The organism is Pseudomonas sp. ATCC PTA-122608 (assembly GCF_001952855.1).
In the GTDB taxonomy this organism is placed as follows: Bacteria; Pseudomonadota; Gammaproteobacteria; order Pseudomonadales; family Pseudomonadaceae; genus Aquipseudomonas.
Genome location: NZ_LPNO01000024.1, coordinates 171,436 through 187,107, shown reverse-complemented (window position 1 = coordinate 187,107; position 15,672 = coordinate 171,436). Strand labels below are relative to the sequence as shown.

Sequence of the window (15,672 nt, the reverse complement as noted above, 5' to 3'; positions counted from 1 at the left end):
GTGCAGATGATTTCCCACGTGAATCGATTGACCCTGGCGGTCGGCATGGTCATTGCGACCCTGGTCGGCCAGGCGACGGCAGCCACGGCCGCGCCTTCGGAAAACGCCACGATCAACCTGATCCGCCTGCTGGTGCAGCAAGGTGTGCTCAAGCAGGAACAGGCCGAAGGGTTGATCGCCCAGGCTGAAAAAGAAGCACAGCAGGCACGCCAGGGCAGTACCGCCACGGCGGTAGCGGCAGGCCCTGCGGCGGCCCCCGGCGATGTGCGGGTGCAGTACGTGCCGGCAGCGGTGCGCGACCAGATTCGCGACCAGGTCAAGGCCGAGGTCATGGCCACCGCCAAGCAGGAAAACTGGGCCCAGCCCAACACCTTTCCGGACTGGGTCTCGCGTATCAGCTTCGACGGCGACATCCGCCTGCGGGATGAGTCGCGCTATTTCTCGGGCAACAACAGCAACGAAATCGTCGATTACGCCAAGCTCAATCAAAACGGGCCCTACGACGTCAACAAGAACACCAACACCCAACTGCCGCCGTTGCTCAACACCCGCGAAGACCGCGAGAACCTGTTCCGTCTGCGCGCCCGCCTGGGCATGAAGGCCGTGATCTCACCCGAATGGACCGCCGGCATTCGCCTCGGCACCGGCAACGACAACAACCCCGTGTCCACCACCCAAACCCTGGGCGGCGGCTTTGGCAAGAAAGACATCTGGCTCGACCAGGGTTACCTCACCTGGAAGACCACCGACTACATGACCCTGACCGCCGGGCGCTTTGCCAACCCGTTCTACTCCACCGACATGATGTATTCCGGCGACCTCAATTTCGACGGCGTGGCGGCGATCTTTAACCACAAACTCAATAGCGACTGGGGCCTGTTCGGCACCCTCGGCGCGTTCCCGGTGGAGTACAGCCCCGACACCGCCACCACCAACGGTTTCGACAAGGACGAGAGTGAAAACAAATGGATGTTCGGCGGGCAGATCGGCGCCGACTGGAAGATCAACCGCAGCAACAGCCTGAAAGGCTCGATGGCCTACTACCACTTCGGTGACATCCAGGGCGAACGCTCCAGCCCTTGCTCGCCGTGGGCCGGCCAGCCGGCGTGCGACACCGACGGCACGCGCCTGGCCTTCATGCAGAAGGGCAACAGCCTGTTCCTGCTGCGAGACATCGCCCCCAATCCGGCGACGCCTGGCCTGACGCCGCAACCGCAATTCGTCGGCCTGGCATCCAAGTTCAACGTGCTCGACCTCAACCTGGCGTGGGACAGCGAGCTGCCGGAAGACCTCAAGCTGCGTAGCCAGACCAACTTCATCCACAACCTGGCCTACGACAAGGGCGAGATGCTCAAACGCAGCGAAGGCCAGATCGTCAACAACATCAACAGCGACGGCCAGTTTGAAAGCGGCGGCAATGCATTGCTGGTGCAGTTCACCCTCGGCAGTGCGCTGGAGATGCGCAGGAAGGGCGACTGGAACGTGTTGGCTGGCTACAAATACATCCAGCCGGATGCCTTGCCGGACGGCTTTAACGACTCCTCGTTCCACCTTGGCGGCACCAATGCCAAGGGCTATTTCATTGGCGCCAACTACGGCCTCGACAAGAACATCTACGCCAGTGCCCGTTGGCTCAGTGCCTCCGAAGTGTATGGCGCGCCGTTTGAAGTGGATGTCATGCAACTGGAACTCAACACGCGCTTCTGATGCGCCGGAGAAAGCTCATGAACACGCGAATTTGCGGCCTGCTTTTGCTGCTCGTCACCACCGGCGCTTCGGCTGAAGGCATGGAGGAGCGCCTGCGCACCCAACTGCGCAGCACCACCCAGCAGTTGCAGGCGCTGCAAAGCGAGCAGGCCCAGGCCAGTGCCGCGCGTATCGCCGCCGAAACCCAGGCCAAGCAGGCTCAGGCGCAGATCAAGCAACTGACCGCCGAGCTGGAAAAGACCCGGGGCGTGGCTGAGCAATTGGTCGGCCAGCAACAGAACCTGCACAGCCAGGCCCAGGCCCAGGTGACCGCCAGCAACGAGCAGGTGGGCAAGTTCAAGAAAGCCTATGAAGACTTGCTGGTGATCGCCCGGGGCAAAGAAACCGAGCGGGCGCGTTTGCAGGCGCAACTCACGGAACGTGACACACAAGTGCAGCAATGTTCAGTCAAGAATCAACAGATGTACGGCGTGGCCCAGCAATTGCTGACGGCCTACGAAAAAATCGACGTGGCCGACGTGATGAGCATCCGCCAACCGTTCGCCAGCAGCACCCGGGTCAAGTTCGAGGAACTCGCCCAGGGTTTTGGTGATGGTCTATACCTTAATCGGTTCGATGCCCCACAGACCGTCACTAATCATTGATCAACAAGGAAGAGACCACTATGAGCGACGTACAACTGATCACCAGCGTGACCCCGCCATCCCTGACCGAGCTGCTGCAGGAAGCCGGCTACCGGGTCAACCAGACCGAGCAGAACGGCATCGTGCAATTGCTCAGCGCCAGCCAGGGCATCGGCTTTGCCGTGCGTTTCGGCAACCCGGCGGCAGAGCAGGGCAGCTACGTGGATTTCACCTACAGCTGCGCGTTGCGGGTGCAGGGCGAGTTGCCCGAGGGTTTGGCCCAGGTGTGGAATGCTTCCCGGCGTTTTGCCCGCTTGTCGTTGCAGGGTGAGTTCCTGCTGATGGAGATGGACGTGGTGGCCGCCGGCGTGGGCGCCCCGTACCTGCGCAACCAGCTGGAATTGTGGGACCGCCTGCTGCAGGAATTCATCGTCTACCTGCGTGAATACAGCCAGCAGGCCGCTCAGCTTCAGGCCCAGGCCGACGCCGCGCCTGCCGTCGATGCCCGTGAAGAGGCGCCTGCCCTGTGAAGAAACCAACCCTGGTGGTCGGCGCCGGCGCCCTGGTGGTGCTGGCGGTCGCGGTGGGGTTGAGCCTGCGACCGGGCAGTGACCCGGTCGCAGCCCAGCAGCCGGCGTCGGTGGCCGTGAAGGACGGGCCGGCGGTGGCGCGCCTGGGCAATCAGCAGATCGACCTGCTTGAACTCAAGTCGGTGCTGGCCGCCTTGCCGGCGGAAACCCGCGAGCAACTGCGTGGCAACCGGGGCGCCCTGGAAACCTGGCTGCGTTCACGCCTGGCGCAAAAGGCCGTGCTTGAACAGGCCGATGCCCAGGGCTGGCGCCAGCGCCCGGAAGTGGAACAGCAAACCCGCGCCGCCACCGAGCAAATCGTGTTTCGCGACTACATGTTATCGGTCAGCCAAGTGCCGGCCGATTACCCCAGTGCCGCCGAATTGCAGCAAGCCTATGACAGCGGCAAGGCGCAATGGGTGACGCCGCCGTTGTACCAGGTCAGCCAGATTTTCCTGGCCGTGACCGACCCGCAAACCGTCGACACGGTGCGGCGCCAAGCCCAGGAGTTGAGCCGCAAGGCGCAGGCCTCGCCGGGCGAGTTTGCCACCCTGGCCAGCCAATATTCCCAGGACCCCGACAGCGCCCGGCGCGGTGGCGATTCCGGGATGCAGCCATTGCAACAACTGGTGCCCGAAATGCGCGGTGTGGTGGCGCGGCTCAAGACGGGCGCGGTGTCGGAGCCGGTGCAAAGTGCGGCGGGTTTTCACGTGCTCAAGCTCACCGGGCAACAACCGGCGCGCACCGCCACACTGGATGAACTGCGGGGCCGCCTGACCGAAGCCCTGCGTGCGCAACGCCAGGAGCAAATCGCCAAGGCCTACCTGGAAGGCATGCTGAATACCGCCACCTTGAGCATCGACGGTGCCGAGCTGAACAAGGTGCTCGAGTAAAAAACGTCTCACCGCATTGGATGCACAGTACCCACAAGACAGGGAGTCTCCCATGGTATTTCTTGACCCGGCTGTACCCCACGGCACCACGCCCTATCGCGGGCTGACTGAGTCCCGCGAGGCCTGGCTGGCCCTGGCTGCCACTATTGAACCCGAGGTGGCGCAGTATTTCCTGATCAGCGCCCGCTGTGGGTGTTTCATGCAGGCGGCCCGCAGCCTGAATATCAAGGCCACGCAATTGCGCAAGCGCCTGGCGCAGTTGGAAGAGCAACTGCGGCGTTCGTTGTTCAGCTATCAGGGTAATGTCCTGGCCCTGAGTCGTGATGGGCAGCAGTTGCAGGCCCAACTGATTGCTCTGGCCCATGAACGACGGGTGCCGGTGCTGGAGCAACCGTTGATTCGGCTGGCGGTTGCTGAGTCGATCCTGCATGACATTTTGGGGCGCGACCTGATTGCGTTGCTGCGGCGCAATGCGAGTGTGCGGTTGGAGATTATTTCCATCGACAGCGATTTGGGGTTGCAGGCGCTGGATGCGGATGTGGTGGTGTGGTTGTCGGGGATGGAGTCGCCGGGGGCTGGGCCGAGCTTTGCCATTGGGGCGCCTGAGGTGTTGGCGCGGCTGGATTATTCGCCGCATATTGCCAAGCGGTATTCGCGGTTGGCGGTGCGGCCCGACAGTATCGAGGACCTGGCGGATTATATGTTGGTGCAGTGGCAGCCGGACCGGCAGGTGGAGGCGTTGCGGCCGTGGAACAGTCTGGTGGAGCAGCGGTTGGCGGGGGTGGTGCAGGTGCAGGCGTATCCGTTGATGCTGGAGATGATTCGCTGCAGTGCGTGTATTGGGTTGTTGCCGCGGTATATGAGTTGTTTTGATCGTGGGTTGACGGCGTTGGATGGGGTGTTTTTGGAGGGGATGCAGCGGCAGGTTTGGATGGGGGTGAGTGCTGAGGTGCGGCATCCGCAGGAGGTGGGGTGGGTGGTGGAGATGATTCGGAATACGTTTCTTGAGCGGGGGGAGTGGTTTGATTGATGGGGTACATATCCGTTGCTGCGGTAACGGCGGCTTAGGGTTCCGCTCTTACAGCGGGTCACTTTTGGCAAACGCCCCAAAAGTAACCAAAAGGTCTTTGCCCCACCACTCGGTGCCTCGCTTGGGCTCGGCATGCCCGCACTCCGGCCCGATTCCGCGGGCCGCCGCGACGGGCCATCCATGGCCCGGCGCGGCTAAATCGGCGTCCTGCCGGTTTACCCGCTGCGCAATACCTGCGTTCGGCCTCGGGCTGAATGGGGCAGTCAGTCAAGATCAACAGCAAGAGCACAGCGGCCTCCCGGCCGGCTTGAGTGTTGAAGAGCAAAAGCAAAAGCTAAAGCGGGCACGGTCCAAATGTGGGAGCGGGCTTGCTCGCGAAGGTCGTTAACGATGACGTTGGCATTCTGGATGAACGCGGCGGTCTCAGGTTTTTCGCGAGCAAGCCCGCTCCCACAGAAAAGCAGGTCTGCTTTCGCTCTGGTCTTTGCTTTTAACACTCAAGCCGGCCGGGAGGCCGCTGTGCTCTTGATCTGCTTTTGATCTTGATCTTAGGCGCCCCGTTAAACCACGCTGGCCGAACGCAGGCAGTACGGAGCGGGTAAACCGGCAGGACGCCGGTTTAGCCGCGACGGGGCAGGGACGCCCCGTCGCGGCGGCCCGCTTCGTGCTGCCGGAGCTGAGGGCACACCGAGCATTAGCGAGGTGCCGAGTGGTGGGGCAAGAGCCTTTTGGTTACTTTTGGGCTCTTTTCAAAAGTGACCCGCTGTAAGAGCGGAACCAATCTAAGCCATCACCCAATTAACGGATATTCACCCACCACCGGCCGTGATAAACCGCCGCGCCAAAAACCCATACAGCAGATACCCAAACGCCAACACCAGCGTCGCACCAAACACCGCCTCCTCACCACACGCATAAATCGCATACAGCGAATACCCCACGGCAATCAGCAACACCGTGGTATTGCGTGCATACACCACCGCCGCCACCCGCGCCTTGTGCATCATCACCAGCAGCCCGGTCAGCGCAGTGACGTAGGGAATCAAATTGGTCACCACCGCCAGGTTCACCAGCTTGCCGAACTGGGCGCTGGCGGTGGGCGAGATGGTCGACAAGGCAATCAGGCTCTGCAACGCCGCACAGGCAATCAGCCCCCACACGGGGGCCTGGGCGCGGCTCACCCGGCTGAAGAACCGCGGAAACAGACGCTGGTCCGCCGACATCTTGGCCGTTTGCGCCAGGGTGAACTGCCAGCCCAGCAGCGAACCGATACACGCCACCACCGCCAGCGCCATGATGATATCGCCCACCAGCGGCGTGAAAATCTGCGCATACACCAAGGCAAACGGCGCTGAAGACTCAGCCAGTTCGGCATTGGGCACGATGCCCTGAATCACCGTGGTCGACAGCACATACACCAGCGCCGCGCCGAGGGTGCCGAGCAGGCAGGCCAGCGGCACGGTGCGCTTGGGATCTTCCACCGCGTCATAGCCCTGGGCCGCGGACTCCATGCCGAGGAACGCCCAGAGGGTCAGCGGGATACTCGCGCCAATGGCGTCCCATAGTTGCAACTGGTTGGGGTTCCAGGCGTCGCTGAACACCTCGGCCTTGAAATAGAACCAGCCGAACACGCTCAAGCCCGCCACGGGAATGATCACGCCCCACACGGTGACCACGCCGATCCGGCCGGTGAGGCGCGGGCCTCCGAAGTTGGCCACGGTGGTCAGCCAGATCAGCGCGAGGGTGCCGATAAACAACGGGATCGGCCCGCTGCCCAGCCACGGGATGAAGGACGACAGATAGCCCACCGCCGAAATCGCAATCGCCACATTGGCGATGATCAGCGACAGGAAATACAGGAACGAACAGAGGAAGAACCCCGACTTGCCGTGGGCCTCTTCGGTGTAGGCCGACATGCCGCCGGTGCGGGTGCAGAAGAGGCCGCACTGGGCAAAGCAGTACGCGATCGCCATCGAGCCCACGGCGGTGATCAGCCACGACAACAGCGAGATCGCGCCCAACTGCGCCATGCTGGCGGGCAGCATGATGATGCCCGAGCCCATCATGTTGATCGCCACGAGGGTGGTCAGGCCCATCAGGCTCATCTTCTTGCTTGGCTCGGCCATCGGCAACTCCTTGTCGTGGGGCGTGGGATGGCAGGCTAGCACGTTGTTGTCAGTTCGCCTTCGGGCCCCGGGATTCCCCCAGGATTCGCGCCGCATCCCGCGCCGGTGGCAGGCCGAATGCCCGAGCGTAATCGCGGCTGAACTGGGTGGCGCTTTCATAGCCGACTTCGAAGGCGGCACTGGTGACGTTTTTGGCGCTGGCCACCATCAACGTGCGGGCCTGCAGCAAGCGCACGCGTTTTTGATACTGCAACGGGCTCAGGTTGGTGACGGCCTTGAAGTGCCGGTGGAAGGCCGACACGCTCATCGCGGCTTTCTGCGCCAGGGCTTCTACCCGGATCGGTTCGGCGAAGTCCCGGCGAATCCATTGGATGGCCTGACTCACCCGGGCCATGGCGGTGTCCGGCGCGGCGATTTCACGCAGCATCCAGCCGTGGGGGCCTTGCAATACGCGGTAGAGAATCTCGCGCTCGTAAACCGGCGCGAGGGCGGCGATCGCCTCGGGGTTGCCCATCAGCCGCAGCATGCGCAGCCAGGCGTCCATCAACTCCGGGGTGACGGCGGCCACGGAAAAGCCGGCATCGTGTTCGTAGCGCCCGGCAGGTTCGGGCAAGTCGTTCAGTAGCGTCGCGAGCACCGTCGGGTCCAGTGTCAGGCTGACTGCCAGGTAGGGTTCACCGGTCGCCGCCGGGTGCACGGTGCCCACCGCGGGCAGCTCGATGGACATCACGAAATACGTCGCCGGGTCGTACCGCAGGGTGCGGTCGCCCACGGTCATGGATTTGCTGCCCTGCAGGATCAGGTTGATCATCGGGTCATACACCGCGGCCAGCATATGCTCGGGAATCGCGCCCTGGACCATGGCCACCCGCGGGATACCCGTTTCAGTGCGGCGGTTTTCGGCCTTGGCGGCCAAGGCACGCAGTTCGATCAGTTGTGTGTTCATGCCGGGCATGCTGAGCGCCCAGGCGTGTCATGTGCAAGCAAAAAGCAGAAACAGGCAGGTTTCGAGCAGGAACCGCTGCGCCGGCGCAGGCGCGCTGGCCTACTGTGGTGACTCATTTGAGCAAGCAGTGGAGCCACACATGGGCGTTATCCTTATCACCGGCGGTAGCCGTGGCATTGGTGCCAGCACTGCAGAGCTGTGTGCCCGGCAAGGCATGGGCGTGATCCTGACCTACAACCGCCATCCAGAGGCCGCACACGCAGTAGTGCAGAAGATTGAGGCGGCGGGCGGCAAGGCGCTGGCGCTGCCGTTGGATGTGGCTGACGTCAGCTCCTTCGAGGGTTTTGCCGAGGCGGTAACACGGGCGTTATCGGCGACCTGGTGTGAGCGGCCTGAGTGGGCTGGTGAATAACGCCGGTTATGGCCTGTTCAATCCCCTGGAATCGGTCACCGAGGCCCAGTTCGACGGCCTGCTGAATGTGCACCTCAAAGGGCCGTTTTTCCTGACTCAAACCCGTTGCCGCTGCTGCGAGCCCACGCCTGCATCGTCAACCTCACCAGCGCCACGACTCGCGTGGCAACCGCCGGGGTCGCGCCTTACGCAGCCTTCAAGGGCGCGCTGGATGTACTCACCCGTTACATGGCCAAGGAGTTTGGCGAGCGGCAGATCCGTGCGAATGCCGTCTCTCCGGGAGCCATCCGCACCGAACTGGGCGGCGGGCTCAATGACGAGTTCGAAGCGCTGCTGGCTTCCCAAACGGCCCTCGGCCGAGTGGGCGAGCCTGAGGACGTGGCGCGCGTGATCGCCATGTTGCTGTCTGAAGAAGGCCGCTGGATCAATGCCCAGACGATCGAGGTCGCGGGCGGTTACATCATCTGAAAAGCGAGGCTACAGCATGCTGGATCATGTCTTTTTGTCGGTCAGCGATGTTCGACGTTCCATCGATTTCTACCAGGCCGCACTGGCCCCGCTGGGCATCACCACGCGCCACGACTACGACGGCAAGGCTGGCCCACCCGGCCATCCGGACCTCAAAGGGTTTGGCGCCAATGGGCGGATATTCTTCTGGTTGCGCGAGGGTGTGGTCGAGGGCAGGGCGGTGCATGTGGGGTTTGTCGCCAGCAGCAGGGCCGAGGTCGATGCGGCCTACCTGGCGGCAATCAATGCCGGTGCTGTCGACAACGGCGCACCGGGTGCACGTTTGCACTATGACCCGAACTACTACGCGGCCAACGTGCTGGACCCCGACGGCTACAGCCTGGAATTTGTCTACAAGAACTGGCAGCACGGCCAATGAAAACCTTAATGATCTATGGCGCCACGGACTACACCGGACGCGACAGCTATACCGCCCTTGGCGGCGGTGGAAGCCGCGCGTCGGGTGTTGGCCGGTGAACGCCAACCGGGGTTCGCAACGCCGGGGCGCGTGTTGGATGTAGGGTTTGCCGAAACCATCGCGGGCACCGCGATTATCGACGTGTAAGCCACTCCATCCCTCCGACCACTTATCGGTTGGCGTCGCTGTTCAACTGAACCGCAGCCGTGCTTGCACCCCTTAATTAGGTAATCACCTCAACAACAGGAGTGCAGGCCATGCGAGCGATGACTTACCAGGGCGCCCACAAAGTACAGGTCGATACCGTTCCCGATCCGATTATCGAACAACCCGACGACATCATTTTGCGAGTGACGGCCACTGCTATCTGCGGCTCCGATTTGCACTTGTACCGGGGCAAGATTCCAACGGTGGAGCACGGTGATATTTTCGGCCACGAGTTCATGGGTATCGTCGAGGAAACCGGGCCGGCGGTCACCCAGGTACAACGCGGTGACCGCGTGGTTATTCCGTTCGTAATTGCCTGTGGCGACTGTTTCTTCTGCCAGTTGCAACAGTTCGCTGCCTGCGAAACCACCAACGATGGGCGCGGGGCGATCCTGAATAAAAAAGCCATTCCACCGGGTGCGGCGCTATTTGGCTACAGCCGTCTGTACGGTGGCGTTCCTGGTGGCCAGGCTGAGCTGGTGCGGGTGCCAAAGGCCAATACCGGGCCATTCAAAGTGCCCGGCACCTTGGCGGATGACAAAGTGTTGTTCCTTTCCGATATCTTGCCCACCGCCTGGCAGGCGGTGACCAATGCGGGTATCGGCGCAGGTTCCAGCATCGCGATTTACGGCGCCGGGCCCGTGGGGCTGCTGAGTGCTGCGTGTGCACGCATGCTCGGTGCCGAGCAGATTTTCATGGTTGACCAGCACGCCTACCGGTTGGCGTACGCCCAGCAAATGTACGGTGTGATCCCGGTTAACTTTGAGGACGACGATGACCCTGCCGACACCATCATTCGCCAGACCAAGGGCATGCGCGGTGTGGATGGCGTGGTGGACGCCGTAGGGTTCGAAGCCAAGGGCAGCACGACTGAAACCATCCTCGCCACCCTCAAGCTCGAAGGCAGCAGCGGCAAAGCCTTGCGTCAATGCATCGCCGCGGTGCGCCGGGGCGGGACAGTGAGCGTGGCGGGGGTGTACTCGGGGTTTATCCATGGCTTTATGTTCGGCGATGCTTTCGACAAGGGCCTGACGTTCAAGATGGGCCAGACTCACGTGCAGCGCTTTCTTCCCGAGCTGCTTGAGCATATCGAACTGGGGCACCTGAACCCGGAGGCGATCGTCACCCATCGGCTGTCCCTGGAACAGGCGGCGCGCGGTTATGAACTGTTTGATAAGTGCGAAGAGGATTGCCGCAAGGTGATCCTGTTACCCGGGGCGGATAACCGGCCTTTGACCGAGCCGCTGGAAGAAATGACCCCGGTGTACCAGGGGCAGGGTGCAACCCTGGTTTAGCAAAGGGCAGGGCCTTGACGGTGCGGTTTATGCTACGTCAAGGCCAACCCTTTCCCGCTCACGACGAAACGGGCAGCTCAAGCTGTTGCAGTGGCAGTAAGTCCATCACATCACAGAATAACGACCGATGGCGCCAGTCGTTGCGGTCACCAATCACGTAGAACCGCCGCTTGGCGCGTGTCGCGGCGACGTTCAGCAAGTTGGGTTCGCAGACTACCCAGTCGCGCGCGCCCGGGTTCTCGCTGCTACCGCCCAGCACCATGATCACCACAGCGGCTTCTTTACCTTGCATGGTATGGATAGTGCCAAACACCATCTTGCGCGGAAGCAGCTGTTTGATGCGTTCCCTGACGGCCTGGAACGGCGTGATGACCGAGATATCAGCAATGCTCACCCCCTCGTCACGCAACCTGCCCAGCAAGGACTGCAGCGCGGCGCCCTCGGCGGCGACCCAGTTGCCGGTGGAAGCTCCGCTCGCTTGAATCCAGCCGGTCGGCAGGCCAGCAGTGGTTTCCTTCTCCGGGCTTGGGCTGAGGGTGCCGAATACCATGACACCGTCATAGGCGATTCGGTTAGCCAAGGCATACATCGGCCGGTCACAACGTCGGTGCACCACGAGGGGCAGGCCAACCCAGCGCTTGTCTTGGGCAGGCCCCATCATTCGCCCCCAAAGAGTGGCTTCGTCGGCCAGGGTCTGGGCGGATTGGCGGTTGGGTAGCCAGTGGGGGTCAACCGCATAGCGGGTTCGCATGTGTTCGAGTACAGCATCGGAGACGGTAATGATGGGCTTGAGTTGCAAGGGGTCGCCTACCAGTACAGCGCGACGCGCACGCCAAAGGGCACCGACGGCAGCTTGTGGGGTTGCCTGACCGGCCTCATCCACCAGCAGCCAGCCGATTTCACCGACACCCAGGGAGCCGAACGACCGCGCAAAGGAGGCGAAGGTGCTGCTCAACACAGGCACGAGCATGAACAGCGAGGCCCAGCTTGAGCGAATGGCATCCCGTGAGACACCCTGGAATCGACCGCCTTGCAGCACACTGTTGATGAAGAACAGATTGGCGCGAATCCGTTTGGCTTCAAGTTCAAAGAAGCATTGATGCAGTTTGAGCGCCTGGATAAATACCTGGGCCCGTGCCTCTCGCCAACCCTTAATGGCCCAGGGCTCAACCAGCTCGATTGCCTCGCCACGGCCAATGATCCCATGACGCAGCCAGGCCAGGAGATGCTCGGCCTTGCCGGTTTGCGCCAAGCGTGTGACGTGTTCAACGTGTTGACGCTGGCGTTCCTGGAGGAGCGTCAGGGCTTGGTGTGCTGCGCGACTGAGGTCATCGAGCCGTGTGCGTTCAGCGGTCAGGCGAAGCGTACTGCGTTTGATGCGTTCGAAGTCTTCTTCTGCGATCAGGTGCCTGGCACTGATCAGTCGCCGCTGCGTGCTCCAGTTGCGATGGGCACCCCAAAAGCTGAACAGGTTGGCCAAAAATCCGGGTTTGTTCTGCTGAAGGCGTTGCAGTTCCAGCAGGCACTCTTGCAACAGGTGCCGGGCAGGCTTGAACTCGACCTCATCCAGTTGCGTCAGCTGCGCCTCAACATCCTTTATGTTTTGGCTTGACTGCCGCAGAGCGTCTGATTGCTCAGTGACCTGTTGGGATAAGGCGTTCAACGCGAGGAGCTGCGCATTGATGCCGTTGGCGTCGGCACTCAGTTGCTCAACGCGAGCTTTTGCTGCGTTGTAGGCAGCGACAGCTTGCCGCCAGGTGTCCTGGCGCTGAGCTGTTGTTCGGGTGGTATCGGCGCGTGTCTTGAGCCAGCCGAGGAAGCCACGCGGGGTGCTGATGTCTTCGTCAGGCGATTCGCCGGATTCGCTGTCGGCGGCCTCAGGTTCGTCATCCAGCTCTTCGGCATCCAGGGCGGGCAGCCATTCGGTTGCCTCATCGGCCTTGTTGCCAGCCTTGGGTTTTTCGGGTGCCTGGCCGTAAAAATAACGGCTGACAAAGGCTTTGCGCCGAGCTTTGCTGCCAAGTGCCGCGGAAATCAGTCCCCAGGCCGGTTGTCCGCTGACCAACTCACCCAGTTCGCCGAAATAGTCGGCCTCCGGCAGCCAGCTTTCGTCGATTTTGTTCCGTTGAGGCAGCTCCATCGTGACGTTTTCAACGGCGCCGTTATTCGAAGACGCGATCACGATTTCAAAGCCAAAAAGGGCCGGGTCGAGCTTGTGGATGTTCTGAAAATCAGCCCCGTCGCCGACTTTTTCGGGCATGCCCTCGACGAAGGCCTGGGAGGCGCGCGACAGGCTGGCGAGTACATCGGCGCGTCGGGTGACGACGGCGGCGATCAGGTCCCGCAGCAGGGTGGTCTTGCCTGTTCCCGGAGGACCGTTGACGCCAATCAGGCCCTCACCCTCAGCCAGGGTGTCGATGATGGTGTTCACCGCCAACTGCTGCGAGTGCACCAGGCCCAGGTGGCGCTCTGCGGGCCAGCAACCTGGGGCGTAATATTTCGGGGTCAGACGCTCGATCAACTGCGCCGAGGCATCGTCTTCATCGACGTGCAGGCGGTTCTCGGGGCTGTGCCGCTTGAGGTATTGATCAAGTGCCTTGCTGGTACAGCCTTTGCTGAGGCTGTCTGACACATCGGCGAGGTCTGACAGCAGGAAGCTGTTGAGCGGGTCGTCTTCCGGTTCCGGCTTTTTCTCCTTGACGGGAGTGGAGCGAAACCGGTGCCGAAACAGCGCCAATTCCTGGAAAAACTCATCCACGCCCAGAAAGCGTCGAATCCTGGTGGTCAACTCAAGCAACGCAGCGGCGTCGACCTGTCCGCCCATCAACGGCTTGATGTCTTCACGCAGGGCGTTCTGATCCTCGTCGAAGCCTCTTTTCCAATCTTTCCCTGTCAGCGCTTTTCCAAGGAACCAGGCTTCGCTGGACAGCACCAGGCTGTCTTGCACCATCATCCCCTGCGCGGTGAACTTCAGCGCAAACAGTGCAGACTCGCGGCTTTTGGGTTGTTCCCGGTAACCCTGGTCGGCGCCGTAAAGCGCCTTGAGCTTTTCTGCGACAAGCTTGCTGTCGTACAGATGAGCAAAGAGGGTATGGCTCCAGATTCGGTTCTCGGCAATCGGCTGCCGGGCGATCGGGCTTTGTTCCGACCAAGGCATCACCGGCCGCCCGGCATTGATGTCGTGAAAAAATGACGACGGCAGGCTGTCGCGCTTCTCGATTTTTGGTGCCGACTGGGGCTGTAGCAATTCGACGGCATGCCAGTAACGGGTGATGCTTTCTTGATTCATCAAATTCATTCCCTGGTGTTTGATGACGGGGGTGTCCCTTACGCGATCAGCCTGCCACCTGCGGCTGCATCCGCAACTCGCCTTCCACATCCTTGACCAACCCACTGGCCAGAAACAGCGGTGCCACGCGTTTGTGCAGCTGCGGCTCGACAAACTCTTTCACCGTGTCCAGTGCCAGCGCGCCACTCAGCGGCAGCTCGGCCTTGGTGTAGGACAGCCAGGCCTTTTTCAGCATCAGCAGCACGTCGCTGCCGGCGGTGGAGGCGAAGCGGCGGTGGGKTTTTTTGGCGTCGAAATCGAACGTGTGCTGGAACTCGTAACCGGCCTCGCTGCCTTCGCTGGCGACGCAGCGGATACAGGTGCAGGGGCCATCGCCGAACGCGCCGCGCAGGTAGTTGTTGAAGTCCACCACGGGCCTGAGTGACAGGCGCTTGTCCACCTCGAACAGGTCCCCGGTCATTTTTTCGTCAGTGTTCAAGGTCGATTTCCTCGCAGCGGTTTTTTCAAGGGCGGGACGATACCAGCCGAAAGCGCCCGCGGGCAGTGTTTTTCGTATATCCATAGATCTCGATATTCTTTTTCGCACCGTACGCGGATCGCTACGCTCGCAGCCCTTCTCTATGTCGCGGCAGCGTTCTCATGATAATAAAACGACCCACCCTGACCCTCCTGGCAGCAGCCAGTGTGCTCCTCAGCCTTGGTGTACACGCCGAAGGCAAAATCAGCATCGCCCAGCAATTCGGCATTGGCTACTTGATCCTCGACGTGGTTCGCGACCAGAACCTGATCGAGAAACACGGCAAGGAGCAGGGCCTGGACATCAAGGTGGAGTGGAACAGCATCTCCGGCGCCACCGCGATGAACGAGTCGCTGCTGGCCGGTGCGCTGGACGTGGTCTCGGCGGGTGTGCCGCCGATGCTGACGCTGTGGGACCGTACCAAGGGCAAGCAGAACGTCAAGGCTATTGCCTCGCTGGGGTCGATGCCCAATTACCTGCTGACCAATAACCCGGACGTGAAGACCCTCAAGGACTTCAGCGAGAAAGACCGCATCGCCGTGCCGGCTGCCGGCGTGGGCTTCCAGTCGCGCACCTTGCAGATTGAAACCGCCAAGCAATTCGGCGATGCCAACTACAAGAAGTTCGACGACATCTCCATCAGCCTGGCGCATCCGGACGCTACTGCTGCGTTGATTGCCGGCGGTTCAGAGATCAACGCGCACTTTTCCAGCCCGCCGTTCCAGTACCAGGAGTTGTTGAATCCCAAGGTGCACAAGGTGCTGAGTTCCTACGATATCCTCGGCGGCCCGGCCACGTTCAACGTGCTGTACACCACCGAGAAATTCCACGACGAAAACCCCAAGACCTACAAGGCGTTCTATGACGCGTTGGCCGAGGCGGAGAAGATTATCAAGGCTGACAAACCGGCAGCGGCCCAGGCATATATTCGTGTCGAGCAATCGAAGCTGCCGTTGGCGCTGGTGGAGAAGATTGTCCAGGACCCGGAAATCGACTTCACCATCGTGCCGCAGCGTACCTATATTTATGCGGAGAAATTGCAGGCGTTGGGGGTACTGAAGAACAAGGCGGGGAGTTGGAAGGATTACTTCTTTGAAGAGGCCCACGGCGGTGACGGGAGCTGACTCTATCCT

General features: G+C 61.5%; 13 protein-coding genes and 1 pseudogene. 10 read left to right on the top strand and 4 right to left on the bottom strand.

The features are described from left to right. Nucleotides 1-6: 6 nt before the first annotated feature. From AU074_RS20975 to AU074_RS20955, 5 genes are read left to right on the top strand one after another with little or no spacing between them, the layout of a single operon-like run. A complete protein-coding gene (locus AU074_RS20975; RefSeq protein ID WP_076016349.1) occupies nucleotides 7-1,707 on the top strand; it encodes a putative porin in 1,701 nt (566 codons plus the stop codon). Between the two features lie 17 nt (nucleotides 1,708-1,724). Then, entirely contained in the window at nucleotides 1,725-2,351 is a 627-nt protein-coding gene (locus AU074_RS20970; protein WP_076016348.1) for a DNA repair protein, read from the top strand. A 20-nt stretch (nucleotides 2,352-2,371) separates the two neighbouring features. Continuing rightward, a complete protein-coding gene (locus AU074_RS20965) occupies nucleotides 2,372-2,860 on the top strand; it encodes a YbjN domain-containing protein (protein ID WP_076016347.1) in 489 nt (162 codons plus the stop codon). After that, a complete protein-coding gene (locus AU074_RS20960; RefSeq protein ID WP_076016346.1) occupies nucleotides 2,857-3,792 on the top strand; it encodes a peptidylprolyl isomerase in 936 nt (311 codons plus the stop codon). The genes AU074_RS20965 and AU074_RS20960 overlap by 4 nt, the downstream gene beginning before the upstream one ends. 52 nt (nucleotides 3,793-3,844) lie before the next feature. Then, entirely contained in the window at nucleotides 3,845-4,822 is a 978-nt protein-coding gene (locus AU074_RS20955) for a LysR family transcriptional regulator (RefSeq protein WP_076016345.1), read from the top strand. An 809-nt stretch (nucleotides 4,823-5,631) separates the two neighbouring features. Here AU074_RS20955 and potE read toward each other — a convergent pair. Both potE and AU074_RS20940 read right to left on the bottom strand, forming a co-directional pair. After that, on the bottom strand, nucleotides 5,632-6,948 hold the full coding sequence (potE, locus tag AU074_RS20945; protein WP_076016344.1) for a putrescine-ornithine antiporter: 1,317 nt from the start codon (nucleotides 6,946-6,948) through the stop codon (nucleotides 5,632-5,634). Nucleotides 6,949-6,997: 49 nt separating this feature from the next. After that, nucleotides 6,998-7,894 carry an AraC family transcriptional regulator gene (locus AU074_RS20940; RefSeq protein ID WP_173860395.1) on the bottom strand — a complete coding sequence of 299 codons (897 nt, stop codon included), beginning with the start codon at nucleotides 7,892-7,894 and terminating at the stop codon, nucleotides 6,998-7,000. Here AU074_RS20940 and AU074_RS20935 point away from each other — a divergent pair. The 4 genes and pseudogenes from AU074_RS20935 to AU074_RS20925 all read left to right on the top strand — a co-directional run bounded on the left by AU074_RS20935 (nucleotide 7,809) and on the right by AU074_RS20925 (nucleotide 10,733). Next, nucleotides 7,809-8,774, top strand: a pseudogene (locus AU074_RS20935) (SDR family NAD(P)-dependent oxidoreductase). The gene AU074_RS20940 and the pseudogene AU074_RS20935 overlap by 86 nt on opposite strands. A gap of 16 nt (nucleotides 8,775-8,790) precedes the next feature. After that, on the top strand, nucleotides 8,791-9,192 hold the full coding sequence (locus AU074_RS20930; RefSeq protein WP_076016343.1) for a VOC family protein: 402 nt from the start codon (nucleotides 8,791-8,793) through the stop codon (nucleotides 9,190-9,192). Between the two features lie 15 nt (nucleotides 9,193-9,207). Next, entirely contained in the window at nucleotides 9,208-9,378 is a 171-nt protein-coding gene (locus AU074_RS34075) for a hypothetical protein (protein WP_159442638.1), read from the top strand. 110 nt (nucleotides 9,379-9,488) lie between these two features. Beyond that, nucleotides 9,489-10,733 carry a zinc-dependent alcohol dehydrogenase gene (locus AU074_RS20925; RefSeq protein ID WP_076016342.1) on the top strand — a complete coding sequence of 415 codons (1,245 nt, stop codon included), beginning with the start codon at nucleotides 9,489-9,491 and terminating at the stop codon, nucleotides 10,731-10,733. Nucleotides 10,734-10,791: 58 nt separating this feature from the next. Here the strand turns inward: AU074_RS20925 and AU074_RS20920 are convergent, their stop codons facing one another. Both AU074_RS20920 and AU074_RS20915 read right to left on the bottom strand, forming a co-directional pair. Further along, entirely contained in the window at nucleotides 10,792-14,022 is a 3,231-nt protein-coding gene (locus AU074_RS20920) for an ATP-binding protein (protein WP_076016341.1), read from the bottom strand. 46 nt (nucleotides 14,023-14,068) lie between these two features. Beyond that, nucleotides 14,069-14,500 (bottom strand): hypothetical protein, encoded by a 432-nt coding sequence (locus AU074_RS20915; protein ID WP_076016340.1) that lies wholly within the window; start codon nucleotides 14,498-14,500, stop codon nucleotides 14,069-14,071. A 161-nt stretch (nucleotides 14,501-14,661) separates the two neighbouring features. Here AU074_RS20915 and AU074_RS20910 point away from each other — a divergent pair, with 161 nt between their 5' ends. Next, complete coding sequence (locus AU074_RS20910; RefSeq protein WP_076016339.1) at nucleotides 14,662-15,663, top strand: ABC transporter substrate-binding protein; 1,002 nt, start codon at nucleotides 14,662-14,664, stop codon at nucleotides 15,661-15,663. Nucleotides 15,664-15,672: the final 9 nt, after the last annotated feature.

What these genes read in the sequence shown, in the direction of transcription:
- AU074_RS20970 (WP_076016348.1), top strand. Translation starts at nt 1,725, where the DNA reads ATGAACACGCGAATTTGCGGCCTGCTTTTGCTGCTCGTCACCACCGGC.
- AU074_RS20920 (WP_076016341.1), bottom strand. Translation starts at nt 14,022, where the DNA reads ATGAATCAAGAAAGCATCACCCGTTACTGGCATGCCGTCGAATTGCTA.
- AU074_RS20965 (WP_076016347.1), top strand. Translation starts at nt 2,372, where the DNA reads ATGAGCGACGTACAACTGATCACCAGCGTGACCCCGCCATCCCTGACC.
- AU074_RS20930 (WP_076016343.1), top strand. Translation starts at nt 8,791, where the DNA reads ATGCTGGATCATGTCTTTTTGTCGGTCAGCGATGTTCGACGTTCCATC.
- AU074_RS20925 (WP_076016342.1), top strand. Translation starts at nt 9,489, where the DNA reads ATGCGAGCGATGACTTACCAGGGCGCCCACAAAGTACAGGTCGATACC.
- AU074_RS20975 (WP_076016349.1), top strand. Translation starts at nt 7, where the DNA reads ATGATTTCCCACGTGAATCGATTGACCCTGGCGGTCGGCATGGTCATT.
- AU074_RS34075 (WP_159442638.1), top strand. Translation starts at nt 9,208, where the DNA reads ATGGCGCCACGGACTACACCGGACGCGACAGCTATACCGCCCTTGGCG.
- potE (WP_076016344.1), bottom strand. Translation starts at nt 6,948, where the DNA reads ATGGCCGAGCCAAGCAAGAAGATGAGCCTGATGGGCCTGACCACCCTC.
- AU074_RS20955 (WP_076016345.1), top strand. Translation starts at nt 3,845, where the DNA reads ATGGTATTTCTTGACCCGGCTGTACCCCACGGCACCACGCCCTATCGC.
- AU074_RS20940 (WP_173860395.1), bottom strand. Translation starts at nt 7,894, where the DNA reads ATGAACACACAACTGATCGAACTGCGTGCCTTGGCCGCCAAGGCCGAA.
- AU074_RS20910 (WP_076016339.1), top strand. Translation starts at nt 14,662, where the DNA reads ATGATAATAAAACGACCCACCCTGACCCTCCTGGCAGCAGCCAGTGTG.